At 56.5% G+C, this 17,126-nt stretch carries 10 protein-coding genes and 2 pseudogenes; all 12 read left to right on the forward strand.

What is annotated here, in order from left to right:
* Positions 1 to 8: 8 nt before the first annotated feature.
* On the forward strand, positions 9 to 2,033 hold the full coding sequence (gene flgK, locus JTY93_RS07485; RefSeq protein WP_205477174.1) for a flagellar hook-associated protein FlgK: 2,025 nt from the start codon (positions 9 to 11) through the stop codon (positions 2,031 to 2,033).
* A 14-nt stretch (positions 2,034 to 2,047) separates the two neighbouring features.
* Positions 2,048 to 3,667, forward strand: a complete 1,620-nt coding sequence (locus JTY93_RS07490; protein ID WP_205477175.1) for a flagellar hook-associated protein 3 — start codon at positions 2,048 to 2,050, stop codon at positions 3,665 to 3,667.
* Positions 3,668 to 3,935: 268 nt separating this feature from the next.
* On the forward strand, positions 3,936 to 4,865 hold the full coding sequence (locus JTY93_RS07495) for a ketoacyl-ACP synthase III (RefSeq protein WP_205477176.1): 930 nt from the start codon (positions 3,936 to 3,938) through the stop codon (positions 4,863 to 4,865).
* 183 nt (positions 4,866 to 5,048) lie between these two features.
* Positions 5,049 to 6,724, forward strand: a pseudogene (locus JTY93_RS07500) (flagellin N-terminal helical domain-containing protein).
* 225 nt (positions 6,725 to 6,949) lie between these two features.
* Positions 6,950 to 8,617, forward strand: a complete 1,668-nt coding sequence (locus tag JTY93_RS07505) for a flagellin N-terminal helical domain-containing protein (RefSeq protein WP_169993252.1) — start codon at positions 6,950 to 6,952, stop codon at positions 8,615 to 8,617.
* A gap of 224 nt (positions 8,618 to 8,841) precedes the next feature.
* Positions 8,842 to 10,513 (forward strand): annotated as a pseudogene (locus JTY93_RS07515) (flagellin N-terminal helical domain-containing protein).
* A gap of 240 nt (positions 10,514 to 10,753) precedes the next feature.
* Positions 10,754 to 12,412 carry a flagellin N-terminal helical domain-containing protein gene (locus tag JTY93_RS07520; protein WP_205518988.1) on the forward strand — a complete coding sequence of 553 codons (1,659 nt, stop codon included), beginning with the start codon at positions 10,754 to 10,756 and terminating at the stop codon, positions 12,410 to 12,412.
* Between the two features lie 332 nt (positions 12,413 to 12,744).
* On the forward strand, positions 12,745 to 13,092 hold the full coding sequence (locus tag JTY93_RS07525; protein ID WP_169994435.1) for a flagellar protein FlaG: 348 nt from the start codon (positions 12,745 to 12,747) through the stop codon (positions 13,090 to 13,092).
* 81 nt (positions 13,093 to 13,173) lie between these two features.
* On the forward strand, positions 13,174 to 14,532 hold the full coding sequence (gene fliD, locus JTY93_RS07530; protein ID WP_205476932.1) for a flagellar filament capping protein FliD: 1,359 nt from the start codon (positions 13,174 to 13,176) through the stop codon (positions 14,530 to 14,532).
* A 140-nt stretch (positions 14,533 to 14,672) separates the two neighbouring features.
* Entirely contained in the window at positions 14,673 to 15,071 is a 399-nt protein-coding gene (fliS, locus tag JTY93_RS07535; RefSeq protein WP_205476933.1) for a flagellar export chaperone FliS, read from the forward strand.
* Positions 15,072 to 15,096: 25 nt separating this feature from the next.
* Entirely contained in the window at positions 15,097 to 15,393 is a 297-nt protein-coding gene (gene fliT, locus JTY93_RS07540) for a flagellar protein FliT (protein WP_169874581.1), read from the forward strand.
* A gap of 173 nt (positions 15,394 to 15,566) precedes the next feature.
* Positions 15,567 to 17,042 carry a sigma-54 dependent transcriptional regulator gene (locus JTY93_RS07545; protein ID WP_169994429.1) on the forward strand — a complete coding sequence of 492 codons (1,476 nt, stop codon included), beginning with the start codon at positions 15,567 to 15,569 and terminating at the stop codon, positions 17,040 to 17,042.
* The last annotated feature ends 84 nt before the right edge of the window (positions 17,043 to 17,126 follow it).

A 17,126-nucleotide genomic window follows, 5' to 3' on the forward strand; every position in this document is an offset into this window, starting at 1 on the left:
TTTGAACCATGGGTTTGCTCAATATCGGGATGTCAGGACTCAATGCGGCTCAGGGATCGCTTGCGACCTTGAGTAACAACATTGCCAACGCCAAGACCCCTGGATACTCGCGTCAGCAGACCATGCAGACGGCCAATGGTATGACTGCGGCCGGCGGGGTCTTTGTCGGCACCGGCACCACGCTGTCGGATGTGCGCCGGGTGTATAACCAGTTTCTTGACACCCAGTTGCAGACCACCACGTCGCTGAACTTCGACGCCAAGGCTTATCTGGACCAGATCGGTTCGGTGGACAAGCTGCTGTCCGATAAGTCCACCGGTGTCGGCGCGGCCTTGAACAGCTTCTTCGCCGCGTTGCAGACGTCTTCGGCCAACCCCAGCGACAATTCCGCGCGCCAACTGGTACTGACCATTGCCCAGACCCTGGGCAATCGCTTCAACTCGATTGCGACCGAACTGAACAAACAGAAAGAAGGCATCAACAGCCAGTTGGAGACCATCACCGGTCAGGTCAACCAGTTGACCTCCTCGATCGCCGCCCTCAATCAGCAGATTTCCCAGGCCAAGGGCCAGGGCAATGGTGAGCCGGCGAATCTGCTGGATGCGCGCAACGAAGCGGTGCGCTCGCTCAACGAGTTGGTTGGGGTCAAGGTCACTGAGTCGGACGGCCATTTCAATGTCTCCCTGGGCACCGGGCAAACCCTGGTCGCGGACGGCGTATCGAACAAGCTGTCGGCGGTGCCGAGCAAGGATGACAAGAGCCAGTACTCGGTGGTGTTGACCACCGGCGGGCAACCGATGGACGTCAGTTCGGTGGTCAGCGGTGGCTCCATCGGCGGCTTGCTGCGTTATCGCCAGGACGTGCTGATGCCGGCCATCAACGACCTGGGGCGTACCGCCATGGTCGTCGGCGAGGCCATCAACACCCAGTTGGGGCAGGGCCTGGACGCCAATGGGCAGTTCGGCGCCGCGTTGTTCAATGACATCAACAGCGTGTTTGCCATTGGCCAGCGCAGTGTGGGCGACTCGAACAACAGCGCGAACTCCGGCAACCTGAACGTTACGATCAAAGACACCAGCAAGCTGAGCACCTTTGACTACAAGGTGACCTTCAGCGACGACAAGATGTACAGCGTCCTGCGTTCGGACGGCAAGTCCATGGGCCCCTTCGACGTCACCCAGACGCCACCGGAAATCGATGGCTTCACCCTGGCCCTCGATGGCAAGGGACCAGTGGCTGCGGGCGATACGTTCAAGGTCAGCCCGACCGCCGGTGGCGCGATGGACCTCAAGGTGGTGATGACCGACCCCAACAAGCTGGCGTTTTCTGCGCCGTTGCTGGCCGAGGGCAACAAGAACAACAGTGGCACTGGCGTGTTTGAGCCGCCGACCCTGACACTGCCCCTGGATATCCATGGTGGTGCCGGTACGGCGCAGTTGGAAGCTGCGATCAAGAACTCGATGCCGGTCAAGATGACCTTCGGCAAGCCGGCCGCTGATGGCACCCAGAGCTATGTGATCAATAACGCCCAGGGCCAGCCCATTGGCAACGGTACCATCGTGCCGGGCCAGGATAATAAGCTGACAATCAATGTGCCCTACGTCGACGCCGCCGGTAATGCGCAGACGTTCGGTGTGGACACGGTGATCCGTGGCGAGCCGAAAGCCGATGACAGCTTCAGCGTGTCGTTCAACAGCGGCGGCAAGCTCGATAACCGCAACGCCCTGCAATTGCTCGACCTGCAAACCCGCAAGACCGTGGGCGCCACCGATGGCAATGCCGGTGTGAGCATGACCACCGCGTACAGCCAGTTGGTCTCGTCCGTGGGCGGCAAGGCCAGCCAGGCCAACGTCGATAACAACGCGACCGGGGCCATGCTTGCGGCCGCCACGTCCAATCGCAGCTCCGTGTCCCAGGTCAACCTGGACGAGGAGGCCGGCGACATGATCCGTTTCCAGCAGTACTACACCGCGTCGTCGCAGATCATTAAAGCTGCGCAAGAAACCTTCAGCACGCTGATCAACAGTCTTTAAGGGAGTTTGAGACGATGCGAATCTCGACCGAACAGTTTTTTAATACCTCTACTGCGCGTTATTCGAGCAACTTTTCCAACGTCACCAAGACCCAGCAACAGATCGATTCCGGCGTGCGTATCCAGACGGCGGCCGATGATCCGGTGGGCGCAGCGCGTTTGCTGCTGCTGCAACAGCAGCAGGACATGTTGGGGCAGTATGCGGGCAATATCAGCAGCATGAAGAACTCGCTTAATAGCGAGGAAAGCGTGCTTGATGGTATCAACACGGCCCTTCAACGTGCCGGCGAACTGGCTCTGCAGGTTGGGGGCAAGGGCGGCGGCGGCATTAGCGATGCGGAGCGAAAGGCGGTAGCCGTCGAAATTGGTGAAATCGAGAAGCAGGTCCTGAGCCTGCTCAACAGCAAGGACTCGTCCGGCCATTACCTGTTTGCCGGCGGCAAGAGCGACACGCCGCCCTACGCTCGCAACAGCGACGGCACTTACAGCTACCAGGGTGATGAAACACCCCTGAGCCTGAAGGTTTCGGACACCTTATCGATGGTGGTCAACGACACCGGTAAATCGATTCTTGAAAGTACGGTCAATGCCGGCCGTACTCAGGCGACAGCCACCGTCAACGATGGCAAGGTGCTGGTCTCGGGCGGTATCGTGACGTCGCCGTCTACCTATGACAGCAGCTTCACTGACGGCCAGCCGTACAAGCTGACCTTTATCAGCAGCACCGAGTACACCGTATCGGATGCGGCGGGTAACGACATCACCTCGCAGACCCTGGGTAATGGCAAGTTCGACGCGACCAAGGAAGGAAGTGCGTCGGTCACTGTGCATGGTGTGACCTTTGATATCAGCCAGAAGCTAGGGGATACCAAGCCCGGCGCCGAGTCTGATGCGGAGTATAAGGACCGGGAATTCACCCTGCAAAGCAAACCGGACAGCTTCAGTATCTCGCGTACGCCGAGCAATACGTCCTCCGCGCAATTGGCGGGAGGTACTATCACCAGCCAGGCGGAATACGGTAGCACCTTCCCGAACAAGGGCGCGGTGATCAAATTTACCTCGAGCACCGCCTACGAGGTGTATGCCCAGCCGATCACGGCCGACAGCAAGCCGGTCTCCAACGGTACTGTGGTGCCTGGCACGCCAGCACAGCCGGGGCCGCCGCCTGTGCTCGCGACGCCAGACAGCGTCACGGCGGCAGGGGTGAAGTTCGACCTCACTGGTGCGCCAGGTATTGGTGATCAGTTCGCCGTGGGTTCCAATACCCACAAGACGCAAAATGCGCTGGATACCCTAAGCCAGTTGCGCCAGGCCCTCGAAACGCCTTCCGATGGCGACCCGATTGCTCAGGCCATGGTGACTGACGTGGTCAACTCGGCCATCACCAATATCAAGACCTCTATGGCTCAAGTTGACAGTGTGCGGGGTTCCATTGGTGCTCGATTGAACTCGCTGGCGATTCAGGAAACTGAGAACACCAGCATGGTGTTGGCCAATAAATCGACGACCGCTGCCATTGGTGACACCGACATGGCTACGGCCTCCGTTGATCTGGCGTTCCAGAAGGCAATGCTGGAGGCTTCGCAGTTGGCCTTTGTGAAAATCTCCCAATTAAGCCTGTTCAGCAAGATGTAATTGTCCCGGAAATCCCCGACGGCTCACCCTGGATACAGGGTGGGCCGTTGTCGTTTCTGGCGCAGGCTTTTAAACAAAGCGCACAAAAATGAGTGACCTATGAGTCATAAAGCGCATCTTCACTGTATCGTGTGAAAAGGCCAGACCGCTTTCCAGGCTTTGGCTTCGGTAGTTTCGGCGGGTTTTTGCGGGGTTATCCCCTTTATTGTCAGCGCTCCTGAAGGATTTTCAGGGGTGTTCTCCAGCTATTTTGTATTGGGAAGCCACAATGATTGGCATAAAAAGCATCGCCAGCTACGTGCCGGCAGAAGGGCTGGACAACTACGCCCAGGGTGCAAAATTCGCCAAGGATGAAGAGTTCATCATTGGCAAGATCGGCTCGGCATTCCTGCCGCGCAAGGATGCTGCACAGGAAACCTCGGATTTGTGCGTCGAGGCGGTCAATGCCTTGTTTGCCAACAACCCCGAGCTCAAGCGTGAGTCGATCGACGCGCTGATCGTCGTGACCCAGAACGGCGACGAAGAAGGGCTGCCGCACACCGCCGCCATCGTCCAGGACAAGCTGGGCCTGCCGACCCACGTCGCGGCCTTCGATATCTCCCTGGGCTGCTCCGGCTACGTCTACGGCATCTACGCGATGAAAGGCTTCATGGAAGCCGCCGGCCTGAAAAACGGCCTGCTGGTGACCGCCGACCCGTACTCGAAGATCGTCGACCCGGAAGACCGCAACACCACCATGCTGTTCGGTGACGCCGCTACCGCCACCTGGATGGGCGAAGACGCCACCTGGCAGTTGGGCAAGGCCAAGTTCGGTACCGACGGTTCCGGCGCACCGCACTTGAAGGTCAGCGATGGGGTGTTCTTCATGAACGGCCGCCAGGTCTTCAACTTCGCCCTGCTGAAGGTGCCAGCGCACCTGCACGAGCTGCTCAACGAGTCGGACCTGAAGGCCGATGATATTGACGCGTTCTGCATCCACCAGGGCAGTGCGGCGATTGTCGACGCCGTGGCTCGCCGCTTTGAAGATGCGCCAGTGGAGAAGTTCATCAAGGATATGGTCGAGACCGGTAACACCGTGTCGTCGAGCATTCCGCTGCTGCTGGAAAAGCACGTGATGGACGCCGAGTGGAAGTGCGTGGCCATCAGTGGCTTTGGTGTTGGCTTGTCCTGGGGATCGGCGATTATATACCGGCTTTAATGTAGAGTTTTGCTTGGTTCCTCAAGCGCCCAAGGTCAATCGCCTTGGGCGTTTTCATTATTCTGTAGGAAATTTCTCAAGAAATTATCAGGCGCGACGATAAGTATGACGAAGGTTTTCTAGGCCGACCCAGGCGCTTGCCCCGGCCGGAAGCCGTAGCACTTAATCCACGAGGGACTCGTCATGGCTTTATCCGTAAACACCAACATCACGTCCTTGGGCGTTCAGAAGAACCTGAACAAGGCTTCCGACGCACTGAGCACCTCGATGAGCCGCTTGTCTTCCGGCCTGAAAATCAACAGCGCCAAAGACGATGCTGCCGGCATGCAGATCGCTAACCGTCTGACCAGTCAGGTCAAAGGCCTGACTGTCGCTGTGGCTAACGCCAACAACGGCGTGTCGATTGCCCAGACTGCTGAAGGGGCGATGCAAGAATCGACCAACATTCTGCAGCGTATGCGTGAACTGGCCCTGCAATCGGCGAACGGTTCGAACAGCGATGATGACCGTACGTCCCTGCAGCAGGAATTCACAGCGTTGACTGGTGAGTTGACCCGTATTTCCCAAACCACCAACTTCGGTGGCCGTAAGCTTCTGGACGGTTCGTTCGACAACGTAGGCTTCCAGATCGGCGCCAACGCCAACGAAACCATTTCGTTTGGTATGACTGATATCAGTGCTACCGGCCTGAAAGGTTCCTACGGCGAAGCCAAAGCTGCCGGTGTTGCGACTGACCTGTCGGCTAAAGTGACCGGTGGTGAAGGTAGCTTCGCCAGTGGCTTCGCTACCTCCACCGCGTACACCACCACTACTGCTGCTCGTGTTCTGACGGTCAATGGTACCGCGATCAACATTGGTAGTGGTGATGACCGTGCTGCTGCTATTGGTCTGATTAATGGTCAGACCGGTACTACCGGTGTCAAGGCTGAAGCCGATGGCGCTGGCAACATCAAAATGACCTCCACCTCAGCTTTTGCGGTTCAGGGTGACAACGTAGAAGTAGCGCCAACCACGGCTACTAACGCAACAGCGTTCTCTGGTCTGTCTCAAGCTGCTGAAATCAATATCAACGGCACCACTGTGACCATCGCTGCCGGTCAGACGCTGACCCAGGCAGTTGCTACTATCAATACTCCGGCCACCGTAACGGCTACTGGCGTAACTGCTTCGCAGCAGGATGGTCGTCTGGTTCTGACTTCTGCCGATGGCAAGGCTATTAAGCTTGACAACGGTGCTGGTGCTGCCAACGGCCCAGGTGCTCTGGCTCGCTTGGGGCTGCAGTCGGGCACCACTCAGGCCAAACTGACCGCCGATACTTCAGTCGTCCTCAATGGCGTGGAAGTTAAGTTCAAGAAGGGTGACACCGCAGACGCGATCGTTTCTTCGATCAACAGCGCAAGCACCGGTGTGACGGCTAGCAAGAATGCTGATAACACCTTGGCACTGTTCTCCAACAAAACCTTTAGCGTGGCCAACGGCAGTGCTGGTACCGGCCTGGCTCAACTGGGCTTGACGGCGGGTACTTCGACGGCGATCACCGTGGAAACCACCGTTTCCAACCTGAGCATCCAGGACGCGGCGTCTTCGCAGCGTTCGGTTCAGGCGTTGAACGATGCGATCCAGCAGATTGACAGCCAGCGTTCCCAGTTGGGTGCGGTGCAAAACCGTTTCACCAGCACCGTTGCCAACCTGCAAAGCATTTCGGAAAACTCCACCGCCGCCCGTAGTCGTGTGCAGGACGCCGACTTTGCTTCGAAACTGCCGAGCTGACCAAGCAGCAAACCCTGCAACAGGCTTCGACTGCCATCCTATCGCAGGCTAACCAACTGCCATCGTCGGTACTGAAACTGCTTCAGTAATCGCTTAATGCTGTTTAAAGACGGAAGGGCGCCTAGTGCGCCCTTCCGTTTTTTTTTGGGCTTGATCCCCGTAGCTCCAGCAGGTGCCATGAATATTCCTACAAATAAATCAGAAAGATCTCAAGAAGCCAGCATGGCTGACGATAACCACTATGAAGGTTTTCAAACCATGCCAGGCGGTTGCCCGGCCGGAAGCCGCAACACCCCATTTACGAGGATTTCGTCATGGCTTTATCCGTAAACACCAACATCACGTCCTTGGGCGTTCAGAAGAACCTGAACAAGGCTTCCGACGCACTGAGCACCTCGATGAGCCGCCTGTCTTCCGGTCTGAAAATCAACAGCGCCAAAGACGATGCAGCCGGGATGCAGATCGCAAACCGTCTGACCAGCCAGGTCAAGGGTTTGACTGTTGCAGTGGCCAACGCCAACAACGGCGTGTCGATTGCCCAGACTGCTGAAGGGGCGATGCAAGAGTCGACCAACATTCTGCAGCGTATGCGTGAGCTGGCCCTGCAATCGGCGAACGGTTCGAACAGTGATGACGACCGTACGTCCCTGCAGCAGGAATTCACGGCGCTGACCGGTGAATTGACCCGTATTTCCCAAACCACCAACTTCGGTGGTCGTAAGCTTCTGGACGGTTCGTTCGACAACGTAGGCTTCCAGATCGGCGCCAACGCCAACGAAACCATTTCGTTTGGTATGACTGATATCAGTGCTACCGGCCTGAAAGGTTCCTACGGCGAAGCCAAGGCTGCTGGTGCGGCGACTGACCTAGCTGCGACTGTGGTAGGCGGCGAAGCCGAGATCGGCCAGTTCTCTACAGTCAACGCTTTCACTCCGACCGATGGCACCTTGACGCTCAACGGCACTTCGATTGCGCTGCTGGCTGCCGATACCCTTGCGCAGTCGATTACTAAAATCAACGACCAAAGTGCTGTTACTGGCGTCAAGGCCCAAGCTGTTGGCGCGACGCTGCAGTTGACCTCGGCTTCTAGCTTCACTGCAGCCGGTTCTGCTGCGGGCATTCTTCCCGGGGCGGCAGTTGTTGCCAAAACCACGACCACCAACAGCGCCGCGCAAATCAGCATCAATGGCACCGAAATCACCATTGCAGCGGGTCGTACACTGGCTCAGGTTGCTGCCGATATTAATGGCGCTGCAGGTGCAAACACCACCCTGACCGGTGTTACCGCGACAGCTGCCGACGGTCGTCTGACCCTGACTTCGGCTGATGGTAAAGCTATCAAGCTGGATAACGGCTCTAATACCACCGATGGTCCAGGTGCTCTGGCCAAGCTGGGTCTGCAAGCAGGTACGTCCCAGGCCAAGCTGACTACCGATACTTCGGTGGTTCTGAACGGTGTAGAAGTGAAGTTCAAGAAGGGTGACACCGCTGATGCGATCGTTTCCTCGATCAACAGCGCAAGCACCGGCGTAACGGCCAGCAAAAATGCTGACAATACCCTGGCGCTGTTCTCCAACAAGACCTTCACCGTTGCCAATGGCAGCGCTGGCACTGGTCTGGCTCAACTGGGTCTGACAGCTGCCACGTCGGCGGCAGTTACCGTGGAAACCACCGTTTCCAACCTGAGCATCCAGGACGCGGCGTCTTCGCAGCGTTCGGTTCAGGCGTTGAACGATGCGATCCAGCAGATTGACAGCCAGCGTTCCCAGTTGGGTGCGGTGCAAAACCGTTTCACCAGCACCGTTGCCAACCTGCAAAGCATTTCGGAAAACTCCACCGCCGCCCGTAGTCGTGTGCAGGACGCCGACTTTGCTTCGGAAACTGCCGAGCTGACCAAGCAGCAAACCCTGCAACAGGCTTCGACTGCCATCCTATCGCAGGCTAACCAACTGCCATCGTCGGTACTGAAACTGCTTCAGTAATCGCTTAATGCTGTTTAAAGACGGAAGGGCGCCTAGTGCGCCCTTCCGTTTTTTTTTGGCTTGATCCCCGTAGCTCCAGCAGGTGCCATGAATATTCCTACAAATAAATCAGAAAGATCTCAAGAAGCCAGCATGGCTGACGATAACCACTATGAAGGTTTTCAAACCATGCCAGGCGGTTGCCCGGCCGGAAGCCGCAACACCCCATTTACGAGGATTTCGTCATGGCTTTATCCGTAAACACCAACATCACGTCCTTGGGCGTTCAGAAGAACCTGAACAAGGCTTCCGACGCACTGAGCACCTCGATGAGCCGCCTGTCTTCCGGTCTGAAAATCAACAGCGCCAAAGACGATGCAGCCGGGATGCAGATCGCAAACCGTCTGACCAGCCAGGTCAAGGGTTTGACTGTTGCAGTGGCCAACGCCAACAACGGCGTGTCGATTGCCCAGACTGCTGAAGGGGGCGATGCAAGAGTCGACCAACATTCTGCAGCGTATGCGTGAGCTGGCCCTGCAATCGGCGAACGGTTCGAACAGTGATGACGACCGTACGTCCCTGCAGCAGGAATTCACGGCGCTGACCGGTGAATTGACCCGTATTTCCCAAACCACCAACTTCGGTGGTCGTAAGCTTCTGGACGGTTCGTTCGACAACGTAGGCTTCCAGATCGGCGCCAACGCCAACGAAACCATTTCGTTTGGTATGACTGATATCAGTGCTACCGGCCTGAAAGGTTCCTACGGAGAAGCCAAGGCTGCTGGTGCGGCGACTGACCTGTCGGCTAAAGTGACGGGTGCTGAAGGCCAGTTTGCGGGCTTTGGTACCACCAACGCCTTCACCACCACCACAGCCGCTCGCGTTTTGACCGTCAACGGTACTGACATTGCAATGGGCTCGGGTACTACCCTGGCTCAGGCGGTTGATCTGGTTAACCAGCAGTCGAGCAAAACAGGCGTGACCGCTGTAGTTGATGCTGGTCAGTTGAAGATGACTTCGGCAACCGCCTTTAGTGTCCAGGGCAGCACTACCGAAGTCGGCCCGGTGGCGGCTACCCCTGCTGTTGCGTTCACTGGCCTGGTCAGTGGCGCTGAAATCAGCATCAACGGCACAGCGATTTCTATCGCGGCAGGTCAGACGTTGGCCCAGGCGATTACTACCATCAATACTCCAGCCACCGTAACGGCTACAGGTGTAACTGCTTCCCAGCAGGATGGTCGTCTGGTTCTGACCTCTGTTGACGGCAAGGCTATCAAGCTGGACAACGGTACTAACGCTACTACCGGTCCTGGCGCACTGTCCAAGCTGGGTCTGCAAGCAGGTACGTCCCAAGCCAAGCTGACTGCCGACACTTCAGTGGTTCTGAACGGCGTAGAAGTGAAGTTCAAGAAGGGTGACACCGCTGACGCAATCGTTTCTTCGATCAACAGCGCAAGCACCGGCGTAACGGCCAGCAAAAATGCTGACAATACCCTGGCGCTGTTCTCCAACAAGACCTTCACCGTTGCCAATGGCAGCGCTGGCACTGGTCTGGCTCAACTGGGTCTGACAGCTGCCACGTCGACGGCAGTTACCGTGGAAACCACCGTTTCCAACCTGAGCATCCAGGACGCGGCGTCTTCGCAGCGTTCGGTTCAGGCGTTGAACGATGCGATCCAGCAGATTGACAGCCAGCGTTCCCAGTTGGGTGCGGTGCAAAACCGTTTCACCAGCACCGTTGCCAACCTGCAAAGCATTTCGGAAAACTCCACCGCCGCCCGTAGTCGTGTGCAGGACGCCGACTTTGCTTCGGAAACTGCCGAGCTGACCAAGCAGCAAACCCTGCAACAGGCTTCGACTGCCATCCTGTCGCAGGCTAACCAACTGCCATCGTCGGTACTGAAACTGCTTCAGTAAGCGCTTGAGGTTGGTTAAAGATGGAAGGGCGCCTAGGGCGCCCTTTTTTTGTCTGGAGTCAAGCTGAAAACACTCTTATAGAGCAAGGTTCAGTGATATTTGCAAGTGGAAAAGGGTCGGGTTGCAAAAAAATCTAAAGAAGCTGGCGATGTCGACGATAACTCTTGTGTAAGGTTTTCACTATCAAGCCAGGCGGTTGCCCGGTCGGAAGCCGCTAATACCATTTACGAGGACTTTTTCATGGCTTTATCTGTTAATACCAACATCACGTCCTTGGGCGTTCAGAAGAACCTGAACAAGGCTTCCGACGCACTGAGCACCTCGATGAGCCGCTTGTCTTCCGGCCTGAAAATCAACAGCGCCAAAGACGATGCTGCCGGCATGCAGATCGCTAACCGTCTGACCAGTCAGGTCAAAGGCCTGACTGTCGCTGTGGCTAACGCCAACAACGGCGTGTCGATTGCCCAGACTGCTGAAGGGGCGATGCAAGAATCGACCAACATTCTGCAGCGTATGCGTGAACTGGCCCTGCAATCGGCGAACGGTTCGAACAGCGATGATGACCGTACGTCCCTGCAGCAGGAATTCACAGCGTTGACTGGTGAGTTGACCCGTATTTCCCAAACCACCAACTTCGGTGGCCGTAAGCTTCTGGACGGTTCGTTCGACAACGTAGGCTTCCAGATCGGCGCCAACGCCAACGAAACCATTTCGTTTGGTATGACTGATATCAGTGCTACCGGCCTGAAAGGTTCCTACGGCGAAGCCAAGGCTGCTGGTGCGGCGACTGACCTGTCGGCTTCGGTGGTTGGACGCTCATCACTGCCGTTTGCGGCGCAAGGTGCTGCGGCATACACCACGGCAACAGCCAACAACACCCTGAAACTCAATGACACCACTATTGATCTGGCTACGGGCACCACTGCCGGTCAGGCCGTGGCGCTGATCAATGCCAAAACTTCCTCCACTGGCGTCACCGCCTCGCTGAGTGCTGCGAATGAGTTGGTACTTCAGTCTGATAGTGCCTTCACTGCCACAAGTAACAGTGCAGAAGCGGGCTTTGGAACTGCGACCGCGGCTGCGCGCACTCTGGTTGGTGATACCGACATCAGCGTCAATGGTACCCTGGTCAATCTCACGAATGGCATGGACCTGACTGCTATCGCGGGTGCCATTGAGGCCGAAAAAGCCACCACTGGTGTAGGTGCTAGCGTTGCAAACGGTCGTCTGTTGCTGACTTCTGAAGATGGCAAGGCTATCAAGCTGGATAACGGTGGCACTGCCAACGGCCCAGGTGCTTTGGCCAAAATTGGTCTTCAAGCAGGTACTACCCAAGCCAAGCTGACTGCCGACACTTCAGTGGTTCTGAACGGCGTAGAAGTGAAGTTCAAGAAGGGTGACACCGCTGACGCGATCGTTTCCTCGATCAACAGCGCAAGCACCGGCGTAACGGCCAGCAAAAATGCTGACAATACCCTGGCGCTGTTCTCCAACAAGACCTTCACCGTTGCCAATGGCAGCGCTGGCACTGGTCTGGCTCAACTGGGTCTGACAGCTGCCACGTCGACGGCAGTTACCGTGGAAACCACCGTTTCCAACCTGAGCATCCAGGACGCGGCGTCTTCGCAGCGTTCGGTTCAGGCGTTGAACGATGCGATCCAGCAGATTGACAGCCAGCGTTCCCAGTTGGGTGCGGTGCAAAACCGTTTCACCAGCACCGTTGCCAACCTGCAAAGCATTTCGGAAAACTCCACCGCCGCCCGTAGTCGTGTGCAGGACGCCGACTTTGCTTCGGAAACTGCCGAGCTGACCAAGCAGCAAACCCTGCAACAGGCTTCGACTGCCATCCTGTCGCAGGCTAACCAACTGCCATCGTCGGTACTGAAACTGCTTCAGTAATCGCTTAAGGCTGTTTAAAGACGGAAGGGCGCCTAGTGCGCCCTTCTGTTTTTTTATGGCTCCGTTTGCGGGCGAGGTCGATATGATTGAGCGCGCAGCCTATAGTCGGTTTAGGAAAATAATCCAAAAAAACTCTCAAGCTACAAGTTTTTGGGTCGATATATCCTACGAGGCTTTGTAAATCACCTCAGGCAGTTGCTAGGTAGACAGCACGATTTTGAAAAAAACGGCCTGCCCTGAAGTCAAGGCTTGAGTAGGGCGGTACGGCAATTGGCTGGGGCACACTGTGGCGTAGCCTTCTATTTTTTCACTTGAATAATTAGGTGGCACAGATGGATATGAGCGTGAAGCTGAACTTATCCTACCCGACCGCTGCAGCGGCCCAAGTCGTGAAGACGCCCGAGATCGTCAATCAGCCTAAAATCGAGGTGATGGCCCAGGCCGCCCGCGAGCCCAGACGGGACGATTTGGAGAAGGCTGTGACAGATATTCGCGAGTTCGTACAGGCGGCAAGACGTGAGCTGGATTTTTCCATCGATGACTCTACAGGAAAGGTGGTGGTCAAAGTCATTGCTACCGACAGTGGGGAGGTGATTCGACAAATTCCCTCGGAAACCGCATTGAAATTGGCGCAGAGTCTGACCGATGCCAGCAGCCTGCTGTTTGATATGAAAGCCTGAATTGGCATGAAAATTGTTGGTGTCTGCGCTTGAAGGGGCTTTTGTCAAGAAAGCAGCAGTCGCCGGTTAAGGAGCAAAAAGATGGCGAGTTCAACGATCAGTGGCGTGGGATCTGGCGTCGATACACAGGCAATCGTCAAGGCTTTGGTAGCGGCTGAAAAGGCACCAAAGCAAGCGCAGATTACCGCACAGCAAAAGACCACGACTACCCAGTTGTCCGCTGTCGGCAGTGTTAAGTCTGCGATGGAGGCTTATCGTGCAGCTATCGCCAAGCTGAATACGGCCTCCTCATTCACGGGCCTGGCCGCCACATCCTCTGAAGAGAAGTTCGCCAAGGTTACCTTGGGCGACTCTGCCTCCAGCGGCAGTTATGCGCTGCATGTAGAGAAACTCGCTACTGCATCCAAAACCCAATCGTCGGTGTTTGCCGATGGTGCTTCGACGGTCGTTAACACCGGTTCGGAGGCTCAGATACTTACGATTTCCCAATCTGACACCGATCATAGGGTGTCAATCCCGGCGGGTGCCACGCTGCAACAGACGCGTGATCTGATCAATACCCAGTTACAGTCCAAAGGACTTAGTGCGAATATCCTGACCGACGCCAATGGTTCGCGCTTGGTGATGACTTCGCAAACCACTGGCAAGGGCAGCGACATTACCGTTGCTTCCGGTACGCTTGGCCTGGGCACTTTCACGAGAGTGGGTGAGCTTGCACAAAATGCTGAGTACACCATTGATGGCATTTCAATGGAGTCCACCAGTAACAAGGTTACGTCGGCGATCAGTGGTGTGAATCTGGAGTTGATTGCCAAGGGCGACAGCTCCATCAAGGTGTCCAGCAATACCGATACCCTCAAGACCTCGGTGCAGTCGTTTGTCACGGCCTACAATGCCTTGATTGGCTCGATCAACAGCCAGACCAAGGTGACTGCCACTGGAGAAACGGCGACTACCACAGCGGGTGCTCTGACTGGTGATGCGACTATGCGTCAGTTGGTTTCGACCTTGCGTGGCGAACTGCTTAACGGCTCGGGTTCGGGCGCCCTGGCCAGCTTGTCGCAGATTGGCCTAAACACTGACCAGAAGACTGGTCTGTTGTCCCTTGACAATAAAAAGTGGGACAAGGCGGTAGCCACTGGTGGTGCGGATGTTGCGGGTTTGTTTACCGGCGATAAGGGTTTGATCACCCGCATGACTAAAGCCACTGACAGCTATGTGGGCACAACTGGCGTTCTGGCGTCGCGTACCAGTAGTCTGGACGCTAAACTAACTGATCTGGACACTGAGCAGAAGGCTCTTGACCGTCGAATCGAGAGTCTGCAGTTGTCCCTGAGCGCAAAGTACAATGCCATGGATTCCCTGGTCGCTAAGCTTCGGGCCAGCAGCAGCAGTATCATGACTACGCTCAACTCATTGAATAACCCCAAGACGACCTAGTTCCAGCTTGGCTCTTTAGGCTTGGATCAATTGTGTTTTTTGATCTGGGCCTATGTGCTAGCGTTTTAAAGTTTTTTGTCACGTGGTCGAAATAATAGTTAGAGCAATTTTTCAGCTATTTCCGGTAGGGAGTTAGAGATATGAACCCCATGAGAGCCCTTCGTCAGTATCAGAAGGTCAATTCCCACGCGCAGATTTCCGAAGCCAGTCCGCACCGTCTTGTGCAGATGCTGATGGAGGGTGGTTTGGATCGTATGGCGCAGGCAAAAGGCGCCATGAGTCGTGGCGATGTGGCACAGAAAGGGTTGATGCTCGGTAAGGCGATTGAAATCATTTCAGGGCTGCGCGAAGGTCTGGATCCGGAAAAGGGTGGAGATCCGGCGTCGATCAAGCGTCTGGATGAGCTTTACGCCTACATGACATCTCGTTTGGTTGAGGCCAACAGTGGCAACGACGCTCAGATGATTGATGAGGTTGCAGGCCTGCTGATCACTGTTAAAAGCGGTTGGGATGCCATTGCTGCCGAGGCAGCCAATTAAGGCCGCCGGCCTTGAGGAACACAGCATGAGCCACGCACTGCAACGCATTGACGAAACCCGCGACGCCTTGGTGGGCGCGCTGGCAGAGCGCAATTGGGATGCTATCAGCGAATTGGACATGGGCTGCCGCGTCTGGATCGACGAGGTGCTCACCGAAGCGCCGGTGGACGAGGGTGCGCTGCGCGAGAAGCTGGAGAGCCTGTTAGCGGTCTACCAACAGCTGCTGGAGGTCACGACCGGCGAGCGCCAGGCGATATTTGAAGAGATGTCGCAGATCAACCAAGCGAAAAATGCGTCAAAGGTTTACCATCTGTTCGGCTGATCTGGCTCAGTTAATCCGAACATGGCGCGTCATAAATTTGACTGTTCGCATAATTTTGACTTAACTAGTGCTATTTTCAGACGTCAGGTATCCGTAGTGCAGAAAACGCCTACAGCTATCTAGATTGCCCCGATTCGAGGGCATTTGAGTTTTACTAGGGAAGTTGCTATTGCATGTGGCGTGAAACCAAAATTCTGCTGATCGATGACGATAGCGTTCGCCGCCGCGACCTGGCGGTGATTTTGAATTTTCTTGGCGAAGAAAATTTACCCTGCGGCAGCCACGATTGGCAGCAGGCTGTCAGCTCTTTGTCGTCGAGCCGTGAAGTCATCTGTGTGCTGATCGGGACGGTAAACGCTCCTGGCGCAGTTCCTGGCCTGTTAAAGACACTCTCAACCTGGGATGAGTTCCTTCCCGTGTTGCTGATGGGTGATGTTTCTTCCGTGGATTTGCCGGAAGACCAGCGCCGCCGTGTGCTTTCCACCCTGGAAATGCCCCCCAGCTACAGCAAATTGCTCGACTCCCTGCACCGTGCCCAGGTCTATCGCGAGATGTACGACCAGGCCCGTGAGCGCGGTCGTCACCGCGAACCCAACCTGTTCCGCAGCCTGGTCGGCACCAGCCGTGCGATTCAGCACGTGCGCCAGATGATGCAGCAAGTGGCCGATACCGACGCCAGCGTGCTGATCCTCGGCGAGTCCGGCACCGGCAAGGAAGTGGTCGCGCGGAACCTGCATTACCATTCCAAGCGTCGCGACGGACCTTTCGTGCCGGTCAACTGCGGGGCGATCCCGGCAGAGCTGCTCGAAAGCGAACTGTTCGGCCACGAGAAGGGCGCCTTTACCGGGGCGATCACCAGCCGTGCCGGGCGTTTTGAGCTGGCCAACGGCGGCACCCTGTTCCTCGACGAAATCGGCGATATGCCGTTGCCGATGCAGGTCAAGCTGCTGCGCGTGTTGCAGGAACGCACCTTCGAACGCGTGGGCAGCAACAAGACCCAGAGCGTCGACGTGCGCATCATCGCCGCCACCCACAAGAACCTCGAAAGCATGATCGAGGTCGGCAGCTTCCGCGAAGACTTGTACTACCGCCTCAACGTATTCCCCATCGAGATGGCCCCGCTGCGCGAGCGTGTGGAAGACATCCCGTTGCTGATGAACGAGCTGATCTCGCGCATGGAGCACGAAAAGCGCGGCTCGATCCGTTTCAACTCCGCCGCAATCATGTCCCTGTGCCGCCACGGCTGGCCGGGCAACGTGCGCGAGCTGGCCAACCTGGTGGAACGCATGGCGATCATGCATCCGTACGGGGTGATCGGCGTGGTCGAGTTGCCGAAGAAATTCCGCTATGTCGACGACGAAGACGAGCAACTGGTGGACAGCCTGCGCAGCGACCTCGAGGAGCGGGTGGCGATCAACGGCCATACCCCTAACTTCGGCGCCACCGCCATGTTGCCGCCCGAAGGGCTGGACCTGAAAGACTACCTCGGCAGCCTCGAACAAGGGCTGATTCAACAAGCCCTGGACGATGCCAATGGCATTGTCGCCCGCGCCGCCGAGCGCCTGCGTATCCGCCGCACCACGTTGGTGGAGAAGATGCGCAAGTACGGCATGAGCCGTCGTGAGGGTGATGAACAGGCGGATGATTGACGCCTGTTTTTTAACTTGCTGAAAAATAAGGATATTTTTTCCGGCACGGGTATTGCTATAGCACTCGCAACGTTCCGTTTAACT

Source organism: Pseudomonas hygromyciniae (assembly GCF_016925675.1).
Classification (GTDB): domain Bacteria; phylum Pseudomonadota; class Gammaproteobacteria; order Pseudomonadales; family Pseudomonadaceae; genus Aquipseudomonas; species Aquipseudomonas hygromyciniae.